The sequence below is a fragment of the Fulvivirga lutea genome (assembly GCF_017068455.1).
Classification (GTDB): domain Bacteria; phylum Bacteroidota; class Bacteroidia; order Cytophagales; family Cyclobacteriaceae; genus Fulvivirga; species Fulvivirga lutea.
This window is the reverse complement of the sequence record NZ_CP070608.1, coordinates 185,033-204,142: the sequence shown is the minus strand read 5'-3', so window position 1 is coordinate 204,142 and position 19,110 is coordinate 185,033. Positions and strand designations below refer to the sequence as shown.

The following is a 19,110-nucleotide window of genomic DNA, read 5'->3' as shown; positions in this document are numbered from 1 at the left end:
ACGCAGTTCTTCGTATTTTAATTATAAAAGGTGGAGGAATGATAGAGGATTATTAAAGGCCTGACCATTCAATTTGAAAATCCTTTGTTGTAATGGACGGAATTATGACTAACTAAACAATGCGATTGTCAGAAGCTTTTTTAACAGCTTCGACCTTATTGTTTACCTGGAGTTTGCGGTATATATTTTCGATATGTTTACGCACTGTATGATAACTGATGTGCAAGTTTGAGGCTATTTCTTCGTAGGTAAGTCCGTTTTTAAGCTGATGGAGAAGTTCAATTTCACGATCAGTTAGCCCAAAATCCTCTTGTTTTTTATCCTTTGCCAAAGGTTGTCGAATAAGATTAAGTGTTTTCATGGCTATAGCGGGGCTCATGGCCGCTCCTCCGGCCACAGTATCGGTGATGGCTAAAAATATTTGAGAGGCATTATCTTCTTTTAATAGGTATCCCGATGCTCCCGCCATCACAGCTTTAAAGAGTAACTCCTCATCGTCAAACATAGTGAGCATGAGCACTTTAATTTGAGGGTATCGGGTTTTAACTTCAGCAGTGGCTTGTACACCATTCATTTCGGGCATGTCAATGTCCATGAGCACCAAATCGATATTGTTATTTCTGTTCAGTTTTTGCAGCAATTGCAAGCCATTTTGTGCCGTGTATTTAACATCAATTTCAGGGTATGTCTTTAATCGCTCCAGTAGTGCAGTAAGTGCAAAACTATTGTCTTCGGCTATGGCGATATTGATGGGCATGTATAGATTTATATGCAATATTAAGCGTCAAAAGTAACATGTAACTGCTTTTCAAAACATACGCAGTTATTCGTATTCTTTTAATTTAAAGCTTCCCTTTACCTCAGTGCCTTTTCCTGCTTCAGAAAATATCTCTAAGTCACCGTTTAGCTCCTCTATTCTCGATCTCATATTGTGTAGTCCATTGCCATGTTCAACAGTTTGGGCATTAAAACCTTTACCATTATCAGCAACTGAAAAATGAAAAGTATTGCTATTGTCTGTTTTTAATTTGACGTCAATTTGTTTGCAGGCCGCATATTTGTAAGCATTATTAATAGCCTCTTGTATAATTCGGATTAGATGTGTAGCCTGAATTTCAGTTAAGGTATAGTCACCATTTCCTTCAGAGTCAACGGATATCCTTGTGCCGTTTTGGTGTAGAGGTTTAAAGAAATCACGCAACCTCAGTGTTATTTCATCAATACTTACAGCTTGTTTGTTAAGTAACCAAACTGTCTTTCTCAATTCGCGCATACTCATGGCCAAGGTGCCTTTCAATTCTGTAATTTTCTTATCATTGATTACTTCCTTTGCAATGGCAAATTGTTCTACAGATGCACTCATCAATGTTAAATAGGAGCCTATATTGTCGTGCAATTCTCTCGAAATTCGCAGGCGCTCTTGTTGTATTCGAGTTAATTCTTGTTGCTCTGTCAAACGCAATTCCAACTCTGCTTTTTGTGCGGCAGCTTCTTTTCTTTTGAAAAGATAAAACAGCACTCCTGATATTATTAGTATAATAGTGAAGATGGCAATGAATAAAGTAGTACGCTTTTGCAGTTCAAGCTCTTGTTGTTGCATAGCCTTCTGTTGCTCCAATATTAAAAGGTCCTTTTCAGCAGTTTCAAATTTGATCATCAGTTCACCAATTTCCTGCCTTTTTTCTCGGGCATATATGCTGTCTTTTAATGTAGTATAAGCTATTTGGGCTGCAAATGCTTTTTCATAGTTGCCGGTATTGGAATAGGCCACTGCTTTTTGCGATTGGATGAGTGCATGATCACTGGGACTAGAGACTTCAGCTCCAAGCTCTTCTGCAATGAGCAGGTGTTTAAGTGCATCATCATATTTTTGCCATTGGTTATAGGCAGCACCTAAATTAATATGTATATCTACTTGTTGCACGGCTGTCATGTAATCTTTTAGCAGTAGCACTTTCTCATATGTTTTTGTTGCTTTTTCAATTTCCCCTTCACGTTTATACAAGTTGGCCAAATTAGTAAGTGGGTTAAATTGCGCTCGGGGGATATTACTTTCAATGGCTGATTCAAGTGCTTTTTGATAATAAAAGAGTGCGCTATCAGGCTGATTAAGGTTTTTATAAGAAATGCCTACATTATTATAAGAGGCCGATATTGATTGTGGTGTGGCTCCTTTAAGCTTAAATTGCAGACTTTTCAAATAGTAGTGTAAAGCTTTTCTTTCATCACCGAGGTCATCCGCCCAAATATTACCAAGCTGGTTGTAAGAAATAGCTTTTTGAAAATCATCCTTATTGCCAATCCAACCAACAGACTGACTAAGTAAATCAATGGCTTTTTGGAGATTGTTGTTATGATAATAATAAAGAGCCAGATTATGCAAAGTTTTGGCAGCGTATACGCTATCTTTTTGTTGCATAAAATGATTTATTACTTTTTCGCCAAGGGTTATGGCAGTAGTATAATCTCCTTTTTCGTCATGCAAATCCGCAATTTTAGCCTGGGCAATAAAATAATTGTCCCATGCTTCTGCCTCTTTTAATATATGCGATGCTTTTTCATACCAGACCAAGGCATTTTCAGAATCACCTGAACGGGCAAAGGCATTTCCGGCACTGTAAGCAATTTTTCCCAGTTGTTCCGGTTGCTCATTTAGTTCCTCAAAAAGCTCAGAATAAAGTTGAGCCGATTCGACATATAATCTTTGTGCATAAAGTGAATCAGCTAAAGCTTGTTTATCGATGTTTGTTTGTTGGCCGTAGGATGCTGTAGAAATTAGCATTGCAAGTGCCAAAAAACAGGAGAAAATTACAGGTAAGATGAGCCCCTTCATAAACTTCAAGAATAAAATACAAGATATTGATTATTAGCAATAAATGTAGTTAAAATGAGTTTATGTCTGATTGTTTGATATTTATATAGTGAAAGAATTAACGAAAAAAGGGGCCTAAGCCCCTTCATCCATTTTGAGTTTTCAACCTAACCAAACTCTCCATGAATTCTCATGAAATCTTTTTAACACGCCCTGACCCAGACGTGGAGGAATCTACATGATTCGGATTGCCTCTGTAATAAACACTTCCGCTACCACTAATTCTGGCATCAATGGAATTAGAAACATTAACTTCGCATTTTCCTGAGCCGGAAATTCTTGCTTCGCAATTTTCTGACATTAACTTATCGGCATAAATATCACCTGATCCGCTGATTCTAACTTCTAAATCTTTGGTTTTGCCTTCAATTTCAATTTTACCAGAGCCCGAAATATTGGCATCAAGGTAAGTAGCTTCAGCCTGTACCTCCATTTTACCGGAACCACTCACATCTAATTCTAAATCTTTTGAAGTTATTTTATTCTCTGTATACACTCTTCCCGATCCGGCAACGTGAATTTTATTGAGTTCTTTTACGGAAATATAAACGTCAAAATCACCCGTATCTCGCCAGCTAAACCAGCTATTTGAATCTTCAGATTTGATAATTAATCGGCCGTTTCTTACTTCAGTCTCTATTTTATCTAGTGTTTCGTTGCTACCTTTTAACTCAACTCTTTGTGTAGATGCCTGTGTAATATAAACCGTGCCCGACACGCTGAGTGTAATGGCATCAAATTCAGGTAATTCTCTCACTTGAGAATTTTGGGCAAAAACAAAGCCCGTTAATAGTACTAAAAAGGTTGTTGTTATTGTTCTCATGCTTCTTTTTTTATTAAAGACTTCTTTCTGTCATAATTGGTTGCACGTATTAGACCTTTTTTATGAGCAAAGGTTACAGGCAAATCATTCTTCATTAGATTTGCGGCTTATGCATTACCTATTACTCTGTATTCTCGCCAATGTGGGAATCTTTCTGTGCTTCCGACAATTCAAGGCTTTCGGATTAGATACTTTTCAGGCCATTGTGTTCAATTATATCACTTGTGTGGCTACCGGTATCATTTTTATGGGTAAGTCAGAAGCACTAACTGAGATTAATTATACCCAACCATGGGTAATTATTGGAATTGTTTTAGGGCTAATTTTTATTTCTACATTTTACCTGATGGCTCTTACCACTCAGCGGTTTAGCATGACGGTCTCTTCCATTGCATCAAAAATGTCATTAATTATACCAGTGATTATTAGCTTGTTGGTATTAAAGGTGCAGTCGAAAGAATACACCGTATTTAACTATTTAGGTATGTTTATGGCATTTCCTGCCATACTCATGTCATCGTTTAAGAAGCGAGGTGTAGAAGGCTCGGATTTTGCCGGATTCGCTATTTTACTACCTATATCCGTATTTGTGCTAGGCGGGTTAATAGATTCTTCCATTAACTACACAAGCTATCATTATCTTACTGAGGCAGTGGAACCCGTTTTCCCGATAGTCATTTTTTCATCGGCAGCGTTTATAGGTATCATATCCATTATGATTTCAGGAAGAAAAATTACCAAGGGCAACGTATTAGGCGGAGCCATTTTAGGAGCTATTAACTATTTCTCTATTTACTTTTTAATTAGAACACTCTCTTATTTTAAAAATGACGGAGCGGTGGTTTACCCGATGTTAAACGTAGGCATCATATTACTATCTGCATTTATTTCAATTTTAGTGTTTAAGGAGAGACTGAGCAAACTAAACCAATCAGGGTTACTACTTGCTATACTTAGTATAATTTTACTTTCCTTTGAAGAGTTGATGTCGTTAGCATTTTGATTACCAGCTACTTAACTATAACAAACCAGGGAGAAGGCCTTTTCAAAGATAAGGGCAGTAAGTTCATTGGCCGTTCTTTTCATGTAGAGAGTGAGGAGGAGGTAAAGGCAGCTTTGGAAGGTTTACGAAAAGAGTTTTACGATGCGAGGCACCATTGCTACGGCTACGTATTAGGTGCGGACAAGGCGCAATTTCGAGCCAACGATGATGGCGAGCCAAATCATTCTGCAGGTGATCCGATATTAGGTCAGATTCACTCCAAAGATTTAACAGATACATTAGTGGTGGTAGTGCGCTATTTCGGTGGAACTAAACTCGGTGTAAGCGGACTCATCAATGCCTATAAATTAGCGGCCGAAGAAGCTTTAAACAACTCCAAAATTGAAGAAGTAGTGGTGAAAGAATCGTTCACGCTTGTCTATCCCTACGATTCCACCAACGAAGTAATGCGACTGGTCAGTGATCTGGAAATACAGATAGTCGATCAAAAGTTTGAATCTGACTGTACACTTTTTGGAAAGGTAAAGATTGATAAAGTGGAAGAGTTGAAAGGCAAAGTAGAGTTGTTGAATAACACAGGTACTGTAGTAGGTTTAAATCTCTAATTAATATTGCTGCGAAGCGGTAATATGCTAATACTTAAACACCGAATCGGCTATTGATTGCCACAATTCATTTCCTCCTATTTGCCGCGTGAATAAATACAAAATATTTCCGAAGCCTACTGCTATAAGAGCAGGATGCAAACGCTTAAACCTCCAACAAATAATAACAATGGGCACCAAACATAGAAGTGTTGAAAAGAACAAAACATCTATAAAGTCGTAAGGCGGAGGAAATCCAAAAATAATCATTGTTGATAATAAGGCTAATCTGCCCAATGCAGGCATCAATGCCCAAAACACGGTAGATATCATCCAAAAAGCATGATCTTCAACATTTTTCACTTTAGTTATACCTATTATCACACTAAGGCCAAATCCGATAATTGTGATAATATCTGTAAAAGTAACGCCATAAAAGAAAGCCATCGATACTACAGGGTTAGGCTCTAAGTTAGCTGCAGCTTTTAGATTCAATGGAATAATCGTTATTGCAGAAAAGGTGACAGCCCCGGCTAGAAATAGCGCAATCTTTCCATAGTATCTGTGCAATTCAATTTTACCGTTGGTAATTAGATAAGGTTGTACAATTATCATTATGTACCAAAGTATTGCAGACAAACCATGCATGTGTTGGTGCCATGTAGCATCAGGTAACTTAAGAAAATAGCTTCTGGAAAATCCAATAATTGAAATTATAAATGGAATGATTAACCATTTATGAGCATTCTTGAAGTCAGATATAGTGGTCATGGGGTTACAGAGATAATGAAATTAAGAAATTTTTAACTGACTTCATTAAGCTGATGATTCAAAAGGAGGGCATGTTTCTAAAACCTAAGAATGGAAGCATTGTATAAATAACATTCGAAGATGCACTTATAAACTCCAAAATTGAGAAGGTAGAGTCCATCAACAATTTTAACACGCACCGTAATTAATAGTAAAGTTAGAATTAATCAGGTTGCTGAGCTGGGAGCTATGGTGGAGCTCTTAAACAATACAGAAACCATAGTGGTATTACGGAAAAATTAAGGTAGCTCCGCGTCCTGTGTTTCTGATTCTTCATCTTTATTCTCGACTAATTCTATATTATTTTCATTAGAATCTTGGCGTTTGACATTAGGCAGAATTGCAGCATTAAACCCCAGGCCAATGGATGCCAAACAAAGGATAATAATAAAGCCAATAAGCTTTATTAACTTCTGAATACGTTTCATTTAAAATACGATAGTGGTCAGGCTCATAGCCGAGCTGACAGGTGATCAATCAATTACTAACTTTTAATGTGGAGATGGGATTCTCCCTTGAATTAGGAAATGAAGGGGTCTTCAGAATTTATATGAAATCGATTTAACTGCCTGAAATGGGCAATGGTATTAAATCTATACCTCTTGTTTAGCTCAGTAGTGAATTTTACTACTAAATGATGATTGTAGCTAATCAGATAATTGATATAAAATTGAACATCCAGCGTTCTTGATATTTCGCTGAAATACGGAGCAAAAACACTTACCGCAGATTGCCCGGATGAATTCTTGTTACTACTATCAACCTGCTCAATAGAGATTTGAGAAGGCTGCGGTGCTACATGACCAGAAGCTGTAAATACTCCAAATGTAGCCAGGAATAACACGGACAATGCTATTCTTAGTATAGAGTATGTTCTTCTTTGGTTATTCACGAAGGCAAAAGTTACACTTGAAATTTAATCAAAGGTTAAAATAGTAAAAAATTACTTTCGTTTATAAGGCATAAAGCACAACGCCCCTGTAAGGCGCGTTTGTTTACTTGCTTTACAGGGCATAAAACTAACACGATTCCATCTAACTTCCCCTGTTAGGTGGGTGAAAGTTCTTCAGCCATGATGCCTATTTTCATCATTCTACTGAGGCTTTATATTGGCTACCACCTGAAAGTTAGCTACTCTATGTTACTTTGAAAATGTCTTAGAATTTGGGTTTAGAACCTAGTCGAGATACAAGCAGCTTGGAACACCCCGTCCTTATATATTGTCCACAAGTTAAGAGATGAAAGTGGATGTGAAATGCTAACCCTAAACGTGTGGGCCAGCCGCGCCAGAGCATTTAGGACTTCGCACGGTGAAGTCCAAATATGCTCTTAAAGTATGTTAGAGCACGCCTTTTCTATTTATTTAAAGGCAGGTTCTCTCGATCCATCCTTGTCCATATGGTCTAGGTAGTAAAGTTGATTATTCAGCATAATATACTTCGTGTCGAAGTTCATTACCTCAACTTCTGGAATTAGAATTAATGTGTCTCCTGCAATTTGATATTGACCGGTTTCATTCATACTGAGTCCACATTCTCCATCACTGTGTTTGTACCATTGAAGATAGGTTGAGTCCGAATATAGAGTCAATTTTTCCTTTGACTTGAAAGTAAACTTTCCGTCACGATCCACAGATTTATTTTTGTATACCTTGAAGATGACAGGATTGACCGTTGAGCAGGAAAATGATGTTAATAGTAGGCCTGTTATTAATATGATATATTTTCCTAAGTTCATTCCAATAGTGTGCTCTAACAACTCCATAACAAACATTAATGTTTGTTATATCCAAAAATCTTGATATAACAGACACCGAGTGTCTGTTATATTTTATTACCAAGATAACACTTAATTACCAGTTGACTATTTAGAAACGGCCTCCAACCACCCCTGCTTCACCAGCTTGTTATACATTTTAATACATACCCAAGCATCTGTGGCTGCGTAGTAGATTTGCTTTTCGGTGAGTTCTTCTTTTTCCCAGTTAGAAACCTGGGCGTTTTTCGAAATTCTAAAACCAAGTATGATGGCAGTAAGTTTTCGCAGTCCGTTACTTTCAATGCCAATTTCTTTTACCAGGTGGTTTAATTCGGCAAAACCTTTTGGATTCATTGGGCTCAGTTTTCTTAAATCTTTAATATCATCTCTTAACGCCACACCTACTTTGGTAATCTTTTCAGACTCCAGCAACCTTTTCAACTCAGGAGTTATGCCCGTTTTATTCACTCTAATAAGATAGGCTTCATTTTCTGTAGAAAACTGCAATAGTGAAATGTGATTGTATTCGCCCTTCTTAAAGGCAGGTTTGCTCTCTGTATCAAACCCTAACGCACTTTCTTTTTGAAGTATGGCCACTACTTTCTTCAGTGCCTCAACATCTTCTACAACGGTAATGTTGCCCTCGAATCGCTCAAGTTCAAGCTCATTAATTTCATCGTTGTTAATAGTAGCCGCAAACATCTTAATCTTCCTTCTCTATTCGTTTTATTTTAATGTTTGCATAAGCGAATAAAATCGTCATAAACGGACTGATGATATTAAAGAAACAGTAAGGCGCAAAGGCATAAGGCGAACAGCCTAATACCGATGATTGATACGCACCGCAGGTGTTCCATGGGATAAGTACCGAGGTAACAGTTCCTGAGTCTTCCAATGTCCGTGAAAGGTTTTCAGGAGCTAAGCCACGATCAGAATATTCTTGTCTAAACATTCTACCAGGCACTACAATGGCTATGTATTGATCGGAAGCGGTAAGGTTGAAAGTAATACAAGTTCCTGCCGTGGCAGCTACTAATGAACCTGTGGAATGAGCCACTTTAATGATTGAATCGGCAATTTTTCGTAGCATGCCGTTGCTTTCCATAATACCACCAAAGATCATAGCACATACTATCAACCATACAGTAGAAAGCATGCCTTCCATGCCTGATGATGTAAGAAGTTCATCTACCATTCCATTGCCAGTAGCGATATTTATTTCTGTAAACATAGCTCGCATCACCACTTCATAACCACTTGCCAATCCGTAGTCTCCACCACCTGCTAATTCAGAAATTATTTGAGGTTGAAAAATAACAGCGAAAACAGCAGCCAGAACAGTTCCTAAAAGGAGTGCTGGCAGGGCAGGCATTTTTTTAATGATCAAAAAGATAACTAATGCCGGTACAATGAATAGGAATAGATTAATCTCAAATTTAGATGCGATGGCCTGTTGTACTTCATTCACAGTACCTAATGATGAGTTTCCATCAGCTGTAAACCCAAGGCCTAAAAAGATGATAAGTGTAATAATAATTGATGGCCCTGTAGTAAGTGCCATGTACCGAATGTGAGTAAATAGATCCGTACCTGCCATAGCTGGTGCCAGGTTGGTAGTATCTGAAAGTGGAGACATTTTATCACCAAAATAAGCACCTGAAATAATCGCTCCGGCAATCATACCTTCACTCAGTCCAAGTGCTTGTCCTATACCCATTAACGCAATACCCATTGTTGCGGCAGTAGACCATGAGCTTCCGGTAGCTAATGAAACAACGGCACTAGAAACACATGCAGCAAACAAAAAGATGGAAGGGTTTAATATCTCTAATCCATAATAAATCATGGCGGGTACCACTCCGCTGATCAGCCAGGTTCCTGCTAACGAACCAATCATCAAAAGTATAAGTATGGCCGACATGGCTGAGCTAATGCTTTTTACAATACCATCTAAAATTTCTTCCCAGCGGTAGTTTAGGCGGATTGAAAGTATTCCAGCAAAGGTGGCGGCAAATATGAGCCCCATCTGATTAGGCCCATAAGAGGCATCATCACTAAATATGTAAACATTTGAAGCCAGTAGAACAACCAGAAATAAAATAGGAAGTAAAGAGAGACCCAGCGAGGGTACTTTATGATTTTTGTCCATCAACACGTTTCTGTTAAAGCTCCGAAGATATGAAATACAGGTCTTTTAAAGCATCTTTTGAGCTAGTTTTTCACCCATCTGACTGCCAATGGCTACGCCCATTCCACCTAAACGTACTCCCAAATGAATGTTTTTTGTGTACTCTTTAAAGATTGGCACCTTGTTCTCGCCAAAGGCCATAATGCCAGCCCAGGTATGCTCCACTTCAAAATGATGGTTTGGTAAAATAATTTCTTTGAGCTGTCTTCTAAGTTCCTGTTCAATTTGCTGGTTGATTTCAAGGCTGGTGGTTGTCTCGCTTTTAAAATCCATATTTCTGCCTCCACCAAAAATTACTCGCTTGCCTTCGTTACGGAAATAGTAATAACCCTCATCAATATGAAAAACCCCCTGGAAGGGTAGGTCTTTAATTGGTTTTGTTACCAATACAATACCTCTTCCGGGTGCAATATCCAGGTTGTTGATGAGTTTATTGGTAAAAGCATTAGTGCACACGGCCACTTTGCCTGCTTTTAGAGTTAGATTATTGGTATTATTCTTCACATCGATTTCAACCTGATCGCCAGAATCAATAATGTTCTGTACTTCAGCACCTGTCCAAATAGAGACACCTAACTTTTGAGCTATTTTAATCAGCTGGCTCATCATTTTTCCTGTATGAATTTGACCTTCATACTGGTTAAAAATCATTGATTTTATATCACTTTCATTGAAACCAAATTCCTTGATTTTGCTTTCTGATAATTGAAAAACAGGTTTATCGAAAAGTAATGAAAGCAGTTCATTTACCTCTTCAATTTTATCAAGGTACTTCATTTCCTTTTCCCTGATAAGTTCATAGCCGCCATTGTTGTAGTAATCAAAATTCTCATCACCTATGCGTGACCGAAGCTTCTTCAACCCTTCCCAGCGTTCATTCACTAATTCTAAAGTTCCTGATTCTCCAATAGTATTAAGGTCGTTGATTAGCTCGGTAAGACTGCCGAAACAGGCAAACCCAGCATTTTTTGTACTGGCACCTGTTGGGAGCAACCCTCTTTCCAAAACCAGGATAGATAGGTTTGGCGATTTTTCCTTCAAAGAAATAGCCGTTGATAAACCAACAATTCCGCTCCCTATTATTACGGCATCGTACTCAATAAATGATTCCTTTTCCCAATAACTAATCATTCGGCTAAATTGGCAATGATTTGCCAATATTCATTCAAAATTCGGCAGTATTCACTATCTTTTCACTCTTAAAACTCAACCTATGAATACTACCAAGATTGTTCAGAAAGCTAAAACCTCATCCTTCTATTTATGGCTACTGAACTTCGGGCTCACTCGAATGATTCCGTTTAATAAGCCACATGGATTTAAAGTTGTGGAAATATCGGACACAAAAATTCGTACGAAGCTTCCTTATAAATATTTAAATTTCAATCACATCAAGGGATTGCATGCATGTGCATTAGCTACTCTTTCTGAGTTTTCTACGGGGTTTTTAATGATCTCGAGGCTGGATCCTAAAAAGTATAGAATAATCCTTAAAACATTGGAAATGGAGTACCATTACCAAGGCAAGATGGATGGTATTGGTACATTCGAAATTAATGATGCATGGCTTGAGACAAAAGTGTACAAACCACTCGAAAGTGCTGATTCTACGGTAGTGGTCTGCGAAATCAAAATCCATGATACTGATGGTAATCACCTGACAACGGGTAAGGTACATTGGCAAGTTAAATCATGGGATAAGGTGAAAACTAAGGTGAACTAATTTGATTATAACTAAAATAGCATGAGACGAATTGATGAGTTGCTTTCGGAATACGGTGAAAGTCATCAGAATGAAACAAACAAGCTAATCCATTGGATTTGCGTTCCTTCTATTTTCTTTAGTATTGTCGGCCTTATTTGGTCAATCCCAAGCGGATTTTTACAGAGTAATGTGGCAGCCAGTCCGTATGCCAATTGGGCAACAATTGTTCTCGTATTGGTGCTGGCTTATTATATCGCCCTATCTTGGCCGCTTGCTATTGGTATGGCTGCATTTTCTTTCCTTTGTTTAGTTGCAGCCAATGCGCTTTCTCAGGTAAGTATTGCCCCCCTATGGGCGCTGTCAGTCGGAATCTTTGTTGTGGCTTGGATCGGTCAGTTTTACGGGCATAAAGTAGAAGGAAAGAAACCTTCTTTCTTTAAAGATGTGCAGTTTTTAATGATCGGGCCGGCTTGGTTGATGCACTTCATTTTCAAGAAAATAGGTATTCGATATTGATAACGTGGAGGTTCAGGAATATGTGCCTGAGGGCTACAAATTTACCTTTCAAGAGTATTTGTTCAATACACAAACACACCGCTTAACTCAGGCTCAATCAAACTGGAGAAGCTTTTATCTTTTGGATGAAAAGCGAAAGGCAGTTTTAGCTTCATGGCATTTGCATGTTAATGAAGGAGTAGCTAAAAGTCCATATAAGGCCACTTTTGGCGGTTTTGATTTTTCAGAGCAATTAACATTGGATTCACTGAGTCACTTTATAGGTAAGGTTAGTAGTGCAGTGGTTGAACCAATAGAAGTTATTCTGGCGCCTGAAAATTTAAATCCTCAGAAATTTACTATTTCCAGGCAATCACTCCTTGAATGCGGTTTTGATGTTGTGCGATCTCAGGTAAATGCCACTATTTCAGTAACAGATCAGCAATTTGAGGAGATCATACATAAAAGTGAAAGAAAGAAACTCAAGAAATCGATAAGGGAAGGCTTAACGTCTAAAAAATTAGATTTTGAAGACTTTCATGGTGTATATCAACATCTAATGGCATGTAGGGCCGAACGTGACTGGGGGCTTTCTATGAGTGAAAGTCAACTGAAAAATGTAGCCGATAATTTATCAGATCATTTCCACTTGTTTGGGGTCTTTGATAAAGAAAAACTGGTGGCCTCGGCTATAACAATACAGCTCTCAGAAAAGGCACTGTATGTATTTTATGGTGGTCATATAAAGGAATACGATCGGTTAAGTCCGGCTGTGTTGTTACATGGAGAAATATATGCCTTCTGTCAGAAAAAAGGAATGAAGCATCTCGACCTTGGCACATCTTCAATGGGTGATGACACCGATCTTAACTTGCTCAATTTCAAAAAATATATAGGAGCGGAAACAGGTTTGAAACTTACTTTAAAAAGGTGACTTAGCATGGATAAGCCTAAAGTTTCCATTATTTGTTTATGCTACAATCATCAGGATTATCTGGAGGAGTCTGTTCTCTCAGCATTGCATCAGTCGTATAAAAATATTGAAGTGATTGTGGTGGATGATTACAGTACAGATGGTAGTCGCGAAAAGATTCAACAATTAAAAGAACGGTTCAATCAGCTCAAAGTAATTTTTACAGATAGAAACTTAGGAAGCACTAAAGCCTTTAACCTTGGATTAAAAGAGGCTTCCGGGGAGTTTCTCATCGATTTAGCAACTGATGATGTGCTGGCCAAGGATAGGGTATTAAAAGGCCTTGCAGAGTTCGAAGTGCTTGATGATTCATACGGTGTAAATTTCACCAATGCTATTAATATTGATTCAGAAGGAAATGAACTGCATCATCATTATCCCATAGCATCTTCAGGTAAAGTCATTAATCCACCACCCAAAGGTGATTTATATGTTGAGCTGATCAAACGCTACTTCATCTGTCCACCCACCATGATGTCAAAAAGGCAAGTGTTTGATTACCTGGATGGGTATGATGAAAGTTTACTTTATGAGGATTTTGATTTTTGGGTACGCTCCTCACGGAAATTCAAGTATTGTTATACGGATGAGCCGCTTGTTAAAAGGAGATTGCTCAAATATTCAATGTCAAATCTTCAGTACCGAAGAAATAGCCCTCAGATGGAGTCGACATATAGAATTTGTGAAAAGATAAAAGGGCTCAATCAAACTAAAGAGGAAGATAAAGCATTGAAAAGGCGCATCTTTCTGGAGATGAAACAATGTATTAAATACTTCAATTGGAAGTTATTTTTTAAATATGTCAGGCTCCGAATGTCCGTTTAACGTCTATTGTCGCTATCCTCTAGCATGCTCAGATAACTTTTGTACCTGCTTTCAGCAATCTCACCTTCATCAACAGCCATCTGAATGGCACAGCCGGGCTCGTGTAAATGTTTGCAGTTGTGAAACTTGCAATCTCCTGACAGCTCTCGCATTTCAGGGAAATAATCGGAGAGTTCTTCTTCTTCAATGTCTATTAATCCAAGTTCTTTAATGCCAGGAGTGTCAATAATAAAGGTGTCATCATCTAACTGAAACATTTCAGCAAAAGTGGTTGTGTGCACCCCTTTTTCAGCAAAGTCCGAAACTTCAGAGGTCTTCAAATTTAAATTAGGGTCAATGCTGTTAATTAATGTGGATTTGCCAACTCCGGAATGCCCTGAAATAAGCGTTTTTTTGCCCTTCAGTATCTCTTTGATCGGCTCTATACCTTCATTATTTTGAGCTGAGCAGGTAAGGCAAGTCACTCCTATATGTTCATAAGTTTCAATTATTTCGGCTAGCTTTTTTTGATCTTTTTCATTCAAAAGATCAGATTTATTGAACACAATAATCTGAGGAATTCTAAAGGCTTCAGCAGAGACTAAAAACCGATCGATAAAACCAAGTGATGTTTTGGGATAAGTAAGCGTAGCCACAAGCAGTACCTGGTCAAGGTTTGAGGCAATTATATGACCGTGATTTTTGTTTTTAATCGATTTTCGGATAATGTAGTTCTCCCTTGGCTGGATTTTATGAATTAACCCTGTGTTTTCATTATCCTCTCTGTCAAACTCAACAATATCACCAACGGCTATTGGATTGGTTGTTTTTACGCCCGATAATCTCAATTTTCCTCGTGTTCTACACTGATACGTGTTTCCATCATCTGCTTTCACCTCATACCATGAACCGGTAGATCTTAATACTAGGCCGATCATGGTTTTAAAATGGTTTTGCAGTAATCGATTATTTTATCAGTCGCGCCAGTGTTATCTTTTACATAATCTCTGTTTACTTGCCCGGCTATCTGTAGCGCTTTTTCATTTTCAAATTCCCTGAATTGGTGTCGCAATTCGGTTTCATCTTTAATGGCCACTGCACCTCCAAGATTAATTAAGTCTATAGCTTCATTGAATTTTTGATAGTTTTTATTCCCGAAGAAAATTGGAATACCATAGGTAGCAGCCTCTAAAATATTATGCAATCCTGCCCCAAATGCACCGCCTACATATGCATAGTCACCGTAGCCATATAAACTGGATAGTAGACCGATATTATCAATCAAAAGCACTTCTTCATAGCCTGATAATTGTTCAATGTTTGAATACAAGATAGTTTTCCTCATTCCTTCATTGAGTACTATTTTTTGACATTCGCCCTCTATTTCATGGGGCGCTATGATGAACTTCATGTCGCTTTCATTCATAAATGACATGAGCACATCAAGATCTTCCGGCCAGCAACTTCCTATTACCATTACTCTCGAATGGCCTTTAAACTTTTCAACCTGTGGTAATAATTTTCTATTATTTACAATTTCTGCCACCCGATCGAATCGTGTGTCTCCCGCTACCTTAGAATTTTCAATGCCGTGTTTTTCCAATAAAATCTTTGAAGCTCTATTCTGCACAAAAAAGAAGTTTATCCTTTTCAGTATTTTCAAATAAAACTTCCCGTAAGCTTTAAAGTAAATCTGATCCGGCCGGAATATGGAGGAGACAGATAGGATTGGAATAGATTGTGAATGTAATTCTTTGATATAGAAATGCCAGAATTCATATTTCACAAAAATGGCTACCGATGGATTAACTAGCTTCACAAATTTCTTTGCGTTAGATTTAGAGTCCCACGGCAGATAATACACAAAATCAGCTTTATCATAATTTTTTCTTACCTCGTAGCCTGAAGGCGAGAAGAAAGTCAGTAGTACTTTGTAGTCAGGAAACTCTGTTTTAAATCTCTCAATGATTGGCCTGCCTTGCTCAAATTCGCCAAGTGAAGCACAGTGGAACCAGGCAATTTTGGCCTTATTATTTTTCAGAGAAGTTGTAATGAGCTTGAATATGCCCCTGCGACCTTTTAGGGCCTTTTTAGCCTTTTGGTTAAATGGTGAAGCGAGCCAAATAGCTAGTCGGTAGAATATGGTAAACGCTCTGTAAAAAAATAAGGCCATCCACAAAAATAAAAACCCTGACGTAACCGTCAGGGTTTCTCATTGAAATTTCAATACTAATTAGTGTGAAGCAAGGTAGCTAGCTACACCATCTCTGGTAGCTTGCATTGCATCTTTGCCTTCTTCCCAGTTAGCAGGGCAAACTTCACCGTGCTCTTGTACGTGGTGCCAAGCATCTACAATTCTGATCATCTCATCAATATTTCTACCTAATGGCAGGTCATTGATAGTTTCATGTCTTACAACACCATCTTTATCGATGAAGAAAGTACCTCTGAATGCTACTGGAGCACCTTCAAATGATAATTCACCTTCTTCGTTGTAGTTCCAATCTCCAGCCAAAACGCCAAAGTTAGAAGCAATAGTTTTAGTTGAATCTGCTACTAAAGGATATTTTACTCCTTCAATTCCACCATTTTCTTTTGCAGTCATTAACCATGCAAGGTGAGTTTCTTCAGTATCGCAAGAAACACCTACTACAGCCACACCTCTTTTTTCGAACTCACCAAGTTTTTCTTGGAAAGCAAGAATTTCAGTTGGGCATACAAAAGTGAAATCTTTAGGGTAGAAGAAGAACATTACTTCTTTCTTTCCTATGTACTGTTCTAGTGAAAAAGATTCTACAATTTCCTCACCGTTAATTACGGCTGGTGCATTAAATACAGGAGCTTTTTTTCCTACTAATGACATAATTTGTTATTTATTTTATGTTAAAATTCTTACTCACTTATGGGCTTTTCCCATAATCAGCCGCAAAGGTAAATAAGCAATTACCCATAAGCCAGCCTGGGTTACCTTTATAGAATAATAATTATCTATGTACTAATAATTTTTAATTATATATTTAGATTTAACTCCTCATTAATAATTGAAAATCAGATCGATATGAAGTTTAAAGTTGGTTTACAAAGCGCAATATTCACTTTAACATTTGTGTGTATTTCATTTCTTGCTAAATCTCAGGATGATATTGAAGGTCTACTTTTAGCAGGCGTGGAAGATGCAAATACTTTGGCTGAAGGATATATTGAACCTTTTATGAATTCATTCTCAACAGGTTTGACTGGAGGATGGTACAGTAGTGGAAAAACCCATAAGCCTTTGGGTATGGAATTATTAATAACAGCTAATTCAGTTTTTATTCCTAGCGATGATTTTTTCTATTCCCCTAATTTTATAAATGCCGATTATGCGGATCCTGATGTTACAAGATCTCCAACTGTATTTGGTCCGGAAAATGGAGAGCCTCAGTATCGTTACGATGTTGATGTGAATGGTCAGAATTTTTCAGGCACATTTGATGCTCCTCCAGGGATTGGATTAAAAGAGAATTTTCCAATGGAGGCAATCCCCGTACCAATGGCTCAATTGGGTATAGGTATTTATAAGAATACAGATTTAAAAATCAGATGGACACCTAAGATTGATATAGGTGATGATGGTGAGTTTAAGCTTCTAGGTTTTGGAATTATGCACGATGTGAAACAGCATATTCCGGGGTTAAAAAATATCCCCTTTGATTTATCTGCCTTAATCGGATTTACTGATATGTCATTAGAGTATGATTTAGCAAGTGCTACTGCAAATAATTCTCCTGATGCATCAATATCTACCACCAACGGTAAGTCTACATTTGACGTAAATGCATGGACAATTCAAGGTATTATTTCAAAGAAGTTTTCAGTAATTTCATTTTATGGAGGGCTTGGTTATAACATTGTAAATTCATCCCTAAAACTTAGTGGTGATTACGATATTACGTATGATGATGGCGTTAATCAGGAAATTGAGACAATAGTTAATCCAGTGAATTTGGAATTCTCCCAAAGCGGCCCACGATTAACTGCCGGGTTTAGATTAAAGCTCGCGATTGTTACGATTAATGCAGACTATACACTTCAGAAAAATAGTATGCTCACAGTAGGTTTTGGTTTCAGCTTCAGAGAAGCATCATCAACTAATTAATAAAAAAGGCTCCAGTCGGAGCCTTTTTCTCTCTCTATTTACTTCCCTTTATATTCTGGCTTTCGCTTTTCCACAAAAGCGGCCATCCCTTCTTTCTGATCTTCAGTTGCAAAGGCCAGGTAGAAATTTTTTCGTTCAAAAGTAAGCCCTTCATCCAAGTGTGTTTCAAATGATCTGTTTACAGCCTCTTTTGCTAATTGTGCTGCAATGGGCGACATCTGTGCTATTTCTTTAGCTAATGAAAGTGCTTCGTACATATACATTTCAACTGGCACCACTTTATTTACCAATCCATAACTCACTGCTTCTTCTCCTGAAATGAATCTTCCGGTTAGCACTAATTCCATTGCTTTAGCTTTACCTATAGCTTTTGTTAGTCTTTGAGTTCCGCCAGCACCAGGCATTACGCCTATTTTTATTTCAGGCTGACCGAATTTCGCAGTTTCACTGGCGATGATCATATCGCAAGTCATAGCCAACTCGCAACCTCCTCCTAAAGCAAATCCACTTACAGCTGCTATCAACGGTTTTTTTGTTTTACGTATTTGATCCCAGGTGCTGAACTGATCTATTTTAAGCATATCAATGGCACTTTTATCAGCCATTTGTTTGATGTCGGCACCAGCAGCAAATGCTTTTTCATTACCCGATAGTATGATTGCCCGAACATCATCATCATTATCTAGATCCTTCAGAGCATCTCTAAGCTCACCCATTAGCTGGAGGTTTAGTGCATTTAACTCTTTGGGTCTGTTCAACTCAATGAGGGCTACATATTTGTCATATTGCTTATTAACTTTTATAAATTCCATGCGAGTTTATTTTAATCAAGGTGGGACAATAATAAGAAAAGCCGCCTCTTTCACAAAAGGCGGCTTACAACATAATAAACAGTTGATTAAAAAAGTGCTATGTAAACCTAAATACCCGTAATTAGTAGATTGTAACCTCAAAATC

General features: G+C 37.9%; 21 protein-coding genes. 7 read left to right on the top strand and 14 right to left on the bottom strand.

The window, feature by feature from the left end; translation table 11 throughout:
• Positions 1-112 precede the first annotated feature (112 nt).
• The 3 genes from JR347_RS01025 to JR347_RS01015 all read right to left on the bottom strand — a co-directional run bounded on the left by JR347_RS01025 (position 113) and on the right by JR347_RS01015 (position 3,695).
• Entirely contained in the window at positions 113-757 is a 645-nt protein-coding gene (locus tag JR347_RS01025) for a response regulator transcription factor (RefSeq protein ID WP_205722210.1), read from the bottom strand.
• A gap of 66 nt (positions 758-823) precedes the next feature.
• Complete coding sequence (locus JR347_RS01020; RefSeq protein ID WP_205722209.1) at positions 824-2,833, bottom strand: ATP-binding protein; 2,010 nt, start codon at positions 2,831-2,833, stop codon at positions 824-826.
• 169 nt (positions 2,834-3,002) lie between these two features.
• A complete protein-coding gene (locus JR347_RS01015) occupies positions 3,003-3,695 on the bottom strand; it encodes a head GIN domain-containing protein (RefSeq protein WP_205722208.1) in 693 nt (230 codons plus the stop codon).
• A 109-nt stretch (positions 3,696-3,804) separates the two neighbouring features.
• Between JR347_RS01015 and JR347_RS01010 the strand changes: the two genes are divergently transcribed.
• Positions 3,805-4,698, top strand: coding sequence for a hypothetical protein (locus JR347_RS01010; RefSeq protein ID WP_205722207.1), 894 nt, complete (start codon positions 3,805-3,807; stop codon positions 4,696-4,698).
• The gene (locus tag JR347_RS01005) at positions 4,695-5,303 is read left to right on the top strand and encodes an IMPACT family protein (protein WP_205722206.1); all 609 of its coding nucleotides are present in this window, start codon (positions 4,695-4,697) and stop codon (positions 5,301-5,303) included. The genes JR347_RS01010 and JR347_RS01005 overlap by 4 nt, the downstream gene beginning before the upstream one ends.
• 27 nt (positions 5,304-5,330) lie before the next feature.
• Here the strand turns inward: JR347_RS01005 and JR347_RS01000 are convergent, their stop codons facing one another.
• From JR347_RS01000 to JR347_RS00970, 7 genes are all read right to left on the bottom strand, one after another.
• Positions 5,331-6,053: a hypothetical protein gene (locus JR347_RS01000; protein ID WP_205722205.1), complete on the bottom strand. Its 723-nt coding sequence runs from the start codon at positions 6,051-6,053 to the stop codon at positions 5,331-5,333.
• 278 nt (positions 6,054-6,331) lie between these two features.
• The gene (locus JR347_RS00995; RefSeq protein ID WP_205722204.1) at positions 6,332-6,520 is read right to left on the bottom strand and encodes a hypothetical protein; all 189 of its coding nucleotides are present in this window, start codon (positions 6,518-6,520) and stop codon (positions 6,332-6,334) included.
• Positions 6,521-6,612: 92 nt separating this feature from the next.
• The gene (locus JR347_RS00990) at positions 6,613-6,984 is read right to left on the bottom strand and encodes a hypothetical protein (protein WP_205722203.1); all 372 of its coding nucleotides are present in this window, start codon (positions 6,982-6,984) and stop codon (positions 6,613-6,615) included.
• Between the two features lie 467 nt (positions 6,985-7,451).
• On the bottom strand, positions 7,452-7,856 hold the full coding sequence (locus JR347_RS00985) for a hypothetical protein (RefSeq protein ID WP_205722202.1): 405 nt from the start codon (positions 7,854-7,856) through the stop codon (positions 7,452-7,454).
• Positions 7,857-7,955: 99 nt separating this feature from the next.
• The gene (locus tag JR347_RS00980; protein WP_205722201.1) at positions 7,956-8,552 is read right to left on the bottom strand and encodes a 3'-5' exonuclease; all 597 of its coding nucleotides are present in this window, start codon (positions 8,550-8,552) and stop codon (positions 7,956-7,958) included.
• A 1-nt stretch (position 8,553) separates the two neighbouring features.
• Complete coding sequence (gene nhaC, locus JR347_RS00975) at positions 8,554-9,999, bottom strand: Na+/H+ antiporter NhaC (protein WP_205722200.1); 1,446 nt, start codon at positions 9,997-9,999, stop codon at positions 8,554-8,556.
• A gap of 45 nt (positions 10,000-10,044) precedes the next feature.
• Positions 10,045-11,169 carry an NAD(P)/FAD-dependent oxidoreductase gene (locus tag JR347_RS00970; protein ID WP_205722199.1) on the bottom strand — a complete coding sequence of 375 codons (1,125 nt, stop codon included), beginning with the start codon at positions 11,167-11,169 and terminating at the stop codon, positions 10,045-10,047.
• 82 nt (positions 11,170-11,251) lie between these two features.
• Between JR347_RS00970 and JR347_RS00965 the strand changes: the two genes are divergently transcribed.
• Genes JR347_RS00965 through JR347_RS00950 form a run of 4 tightly spaced genes read left to right on the top strand, consistent with a single transcriptional unit; the run spans position 11,252 to position 14,036 of the window.
• Positions 11,252-11,761, top strand: a complete 510-nt coding sequence (locus JR347_RS00965) for a DUF4442 domain-containing protein (protein ID WP_205722198.1) — start codon at positions 11,252-11,254, stop codon at positions 11,759-11,761.
• A 21-nt stretch (positions 11,762-11,782) separates the two neighbouring features.
• Positions 11,783-12,259 carry an Mpo1 family 2-hydroxy fatty acid dioxygenase gene (locus tag JR347_RS00960; RefSeq protein ID WP_205722197.1) on the top strand — a complete coding sequence of 159 codons (477 nt, stop codon included), beginning with the start codon at positions 11,783-11,785 and terminating at the stop codon, positions 12,257-12,259.
• Positions 12,260-12,263: 4 nt separating this feature from the next.
• Complete coding sequence (locus JR347_RS00955; protein WP_205722196.1) at positions 12,264-13,172, top strand: GNAT family N-acetyltransferase; 909 nt, start codon at positions 12,264-12,266, stop codon at positions 13,170-13,172.
• 6 nt (positions 13,173-13,178) lie between these two features.
• Positions 13,179-14,036, top strand: a complete 858-nt coding sequence (locus JR347_RS00950) for a glycosyltransferase family 2 protein (protein ID WP_205722195.1) — start codon at positions 13,179-13,181, stop codon at positions 14,034-14,036.
• Here JR347_RS00950 and rsgA read toward each other — a convergent pair.
• The 3 genes from rsgA to JR347_RS00935 are packed head-to-tail and all read right to left on the bottom strand — an operon-like array spanning position 14,033 to position 16,878.
• Positions 14,033-14,953: a ribosome small subunit-dependent GTPase A gene (rsgA, locus tag JR347_RS00945; RefSeq protein WP_205722194.1), complete on the bottom strand. Its 921-nt coding sequence runs from the start codon at positions 14,951-14,953 to the stop codon at positions 14,033-14,035. The genes JR347_RS00950 and rsgA overlap by 4 nt on opposite strands.
• A complete protein-coding gene (locus JR347_RS00940) occupies positions 14,950-16,188 on the bottom strand; it encodes a 3-deoxy-D-manno-octulosonic acid transferase (RefSeq protein WP_205722193.1) in 1,239 nt (412 codons plus the stop codon). The genes rsgA and JR347_RS00940 overlap by 4 nt, the downstream gene beginning before the upstream one ends.
• 60 nt (positions 16,189-16,248) lie before the next feature.
• Positions 16,249-16,878 (bottom strand): peroxiredoxin, encoded by a 630-nt coding sequence (locus JR347_RS00935; protein WP_205722192.1) that lies wholly within the window; start codon positions 16,876-16,878, stop codon positions 16,249-16,251.
• A gap of 195 nt (positions 16,879-17,073) precedes the next feature.
• Between JR347_RS00935 and JR347_RS00930 the strand changes: the two genes are divergently transcribed.
• Positions 17,074-18,153 carry a DUF6588 family protein gene (locus JR347_RS00930; protein ID WP_205722191.1) on the top strand — a complete coding sequence of 360 codons (1,080 nt, stop codon included), beginning with the start codon at positions 17,074-17,076 and terminating at the stop codon, positions 18,151-18,153.
• A 38-nt stretch (positions 18,154-18,191) separates the two neighbouring features.
• On the opposite strand, the gene JR347_RS00925 is transcribed toward JR347_RS00930, so the two are convergent.
• Positions 18,192-18,965 (bottom strand): enoyl-CoA hydratase-related protein, encoded by a 774-nt coding sequence (locus JR347_RS00925; protein WP_205722190.1) that lies wholly within the window; start codon positions 18,963-18,965, stop codon positions 18,192-18,194.
• Positions 18,966-19,110: the final 145 nt, after the last annotated feature.

What these genes read in the sequence shown, in the direction of transcription:
- JR347_RS01010 (WP_205722207.1), top strand. Translation starts at nt 3,805, where the DNA reads ATGCATTACCTATTACTCTGTATTCTCGCCAATGTGGGAATCTTTCTG.
- JR347_RS00965 (WP_205722198.1), top strand. Translation starts at nt 11,252, where the DNA reads ATGAATACTACCAAGATTGTTCAGAAAGCTAAAACCTCATCCTTCTAT.
- JR347_RS00925 (WP_205722190.1), bottom strand. Translation starts at nt 18,965, where the DNA reads ATGGAATTTATAAAAGTTAATAAGCAATATGACAAATATGTAGCCCTC.
- JR347_RS00930 (WP_205722191.1), top strand. Translation starts at nt 17,074, where the DNA reads ATGAAGTTTAAAGTTGGTTTACAAAGCGCAATATTCACTTTAACATTT.
- JR347_RS00970 (WP_205722199.1), bottom strand. Translation starts at nt 11,169, where the DNA reads ATGATTAGTTATTGGGAAAAGGAATCATTTATTGAGTACGATGCCGTA.
- JR347_RS01000 (WP_205722205.1), bottom strand. Translation starts at nt 6,053, where the DNA reads ATGACCACTATATCTGACTTCAAGAATGCTCATAAATGGTTAATCATT.
- JR347_RS00960 (WP_205722197.1), top strand. Translation starts at nt 11,783, where the DNA reads ATGAGACGAATTGATGAGTTGCTTTCGGAATACGGTGAAAGTCATCAG.
- rsgA (WP_205722194.1), bottom strand. Translation starts at nt 14,953, where the DNA reads ATGATCGGCCTAGTATTAAGATCTACCGGTTCATGGTATGAGGTGAAA.
- JR347_RS00980 (WP_205722201.1), bottom strand. Translation starts at nt 8,552, where the DNA reads ATGTTTGCGGCTACTATTAACAACGATGAAATTAATGAGCTTGAACTT.
- JR347_RS01015 (WP_205722208.1), bottom strand. Translation starts at nt 3,695, where the DNA reads ATGAGAACAATAACAACAACCTTTTTAGTACTATTAACGGGCTTTGTT.
- JR347_RS01025 (WP_205722210.1), bottom strand. Translation starts at nt 757, where the DNA reads ATGCCCATCAATATCGCCATAGCCGAAGACAATAGTTTTGCACTTACT.
- JR347_RS00940 (WP_205722193.1), bottom strand. Translation starts at nt 16,188, where the DNA reads ATGGCCTTATTTTTTTACAGAGCGTTTACCATATTCTACCGACTAGCT.
- nhaC (WP_205722200.1), bottom strand. Translation starts at nt 9,999, where the DNA reads ATGGACAAAAATCATAAAGTACCCTCGCTGGGTCTCTCTTTACTTCCT.
- JR347_RS00995 (WP_205722204.1), bottom strand. Translation starts at nt 6,520, where the DNA reads ATGAAACGTATTCAGAAGTTAATAAAGCTTATTGGCTTTATTATTATC.
- JR347_RS00950 (WP_205722195.1), top strand. Translation starts at nt 13,179, where the DNA reads ATGGATAAGCCTAAAGTTTCCATTATTTGTTTATGCTACAATCATCAG.
- JR347_RS00985 (WP_205722202.1), bottom strand. Translation starts at nt 7,856, where the DNA reads ATGGAGTTGTTAGAGCACACTATTGGAATGAACTTAGGAAAATATATC.
- JR347_RS01020 (WP_205722209.1), bottom strand. Translation starts at nt 2,833, where the DNA reads ATGAAGGGGCTCATCTTACCTGTAATTTTCTCCTGTTTTTTGGCACTT.
- JR347_RS00935 (WP_205722192.1), bottom strand. Translation starts at nt 16,878, where the DNA reads ATGTCATTAGTAGGAAAAAAAGCTCCTGTATTTAATGCACCAGCCGTA.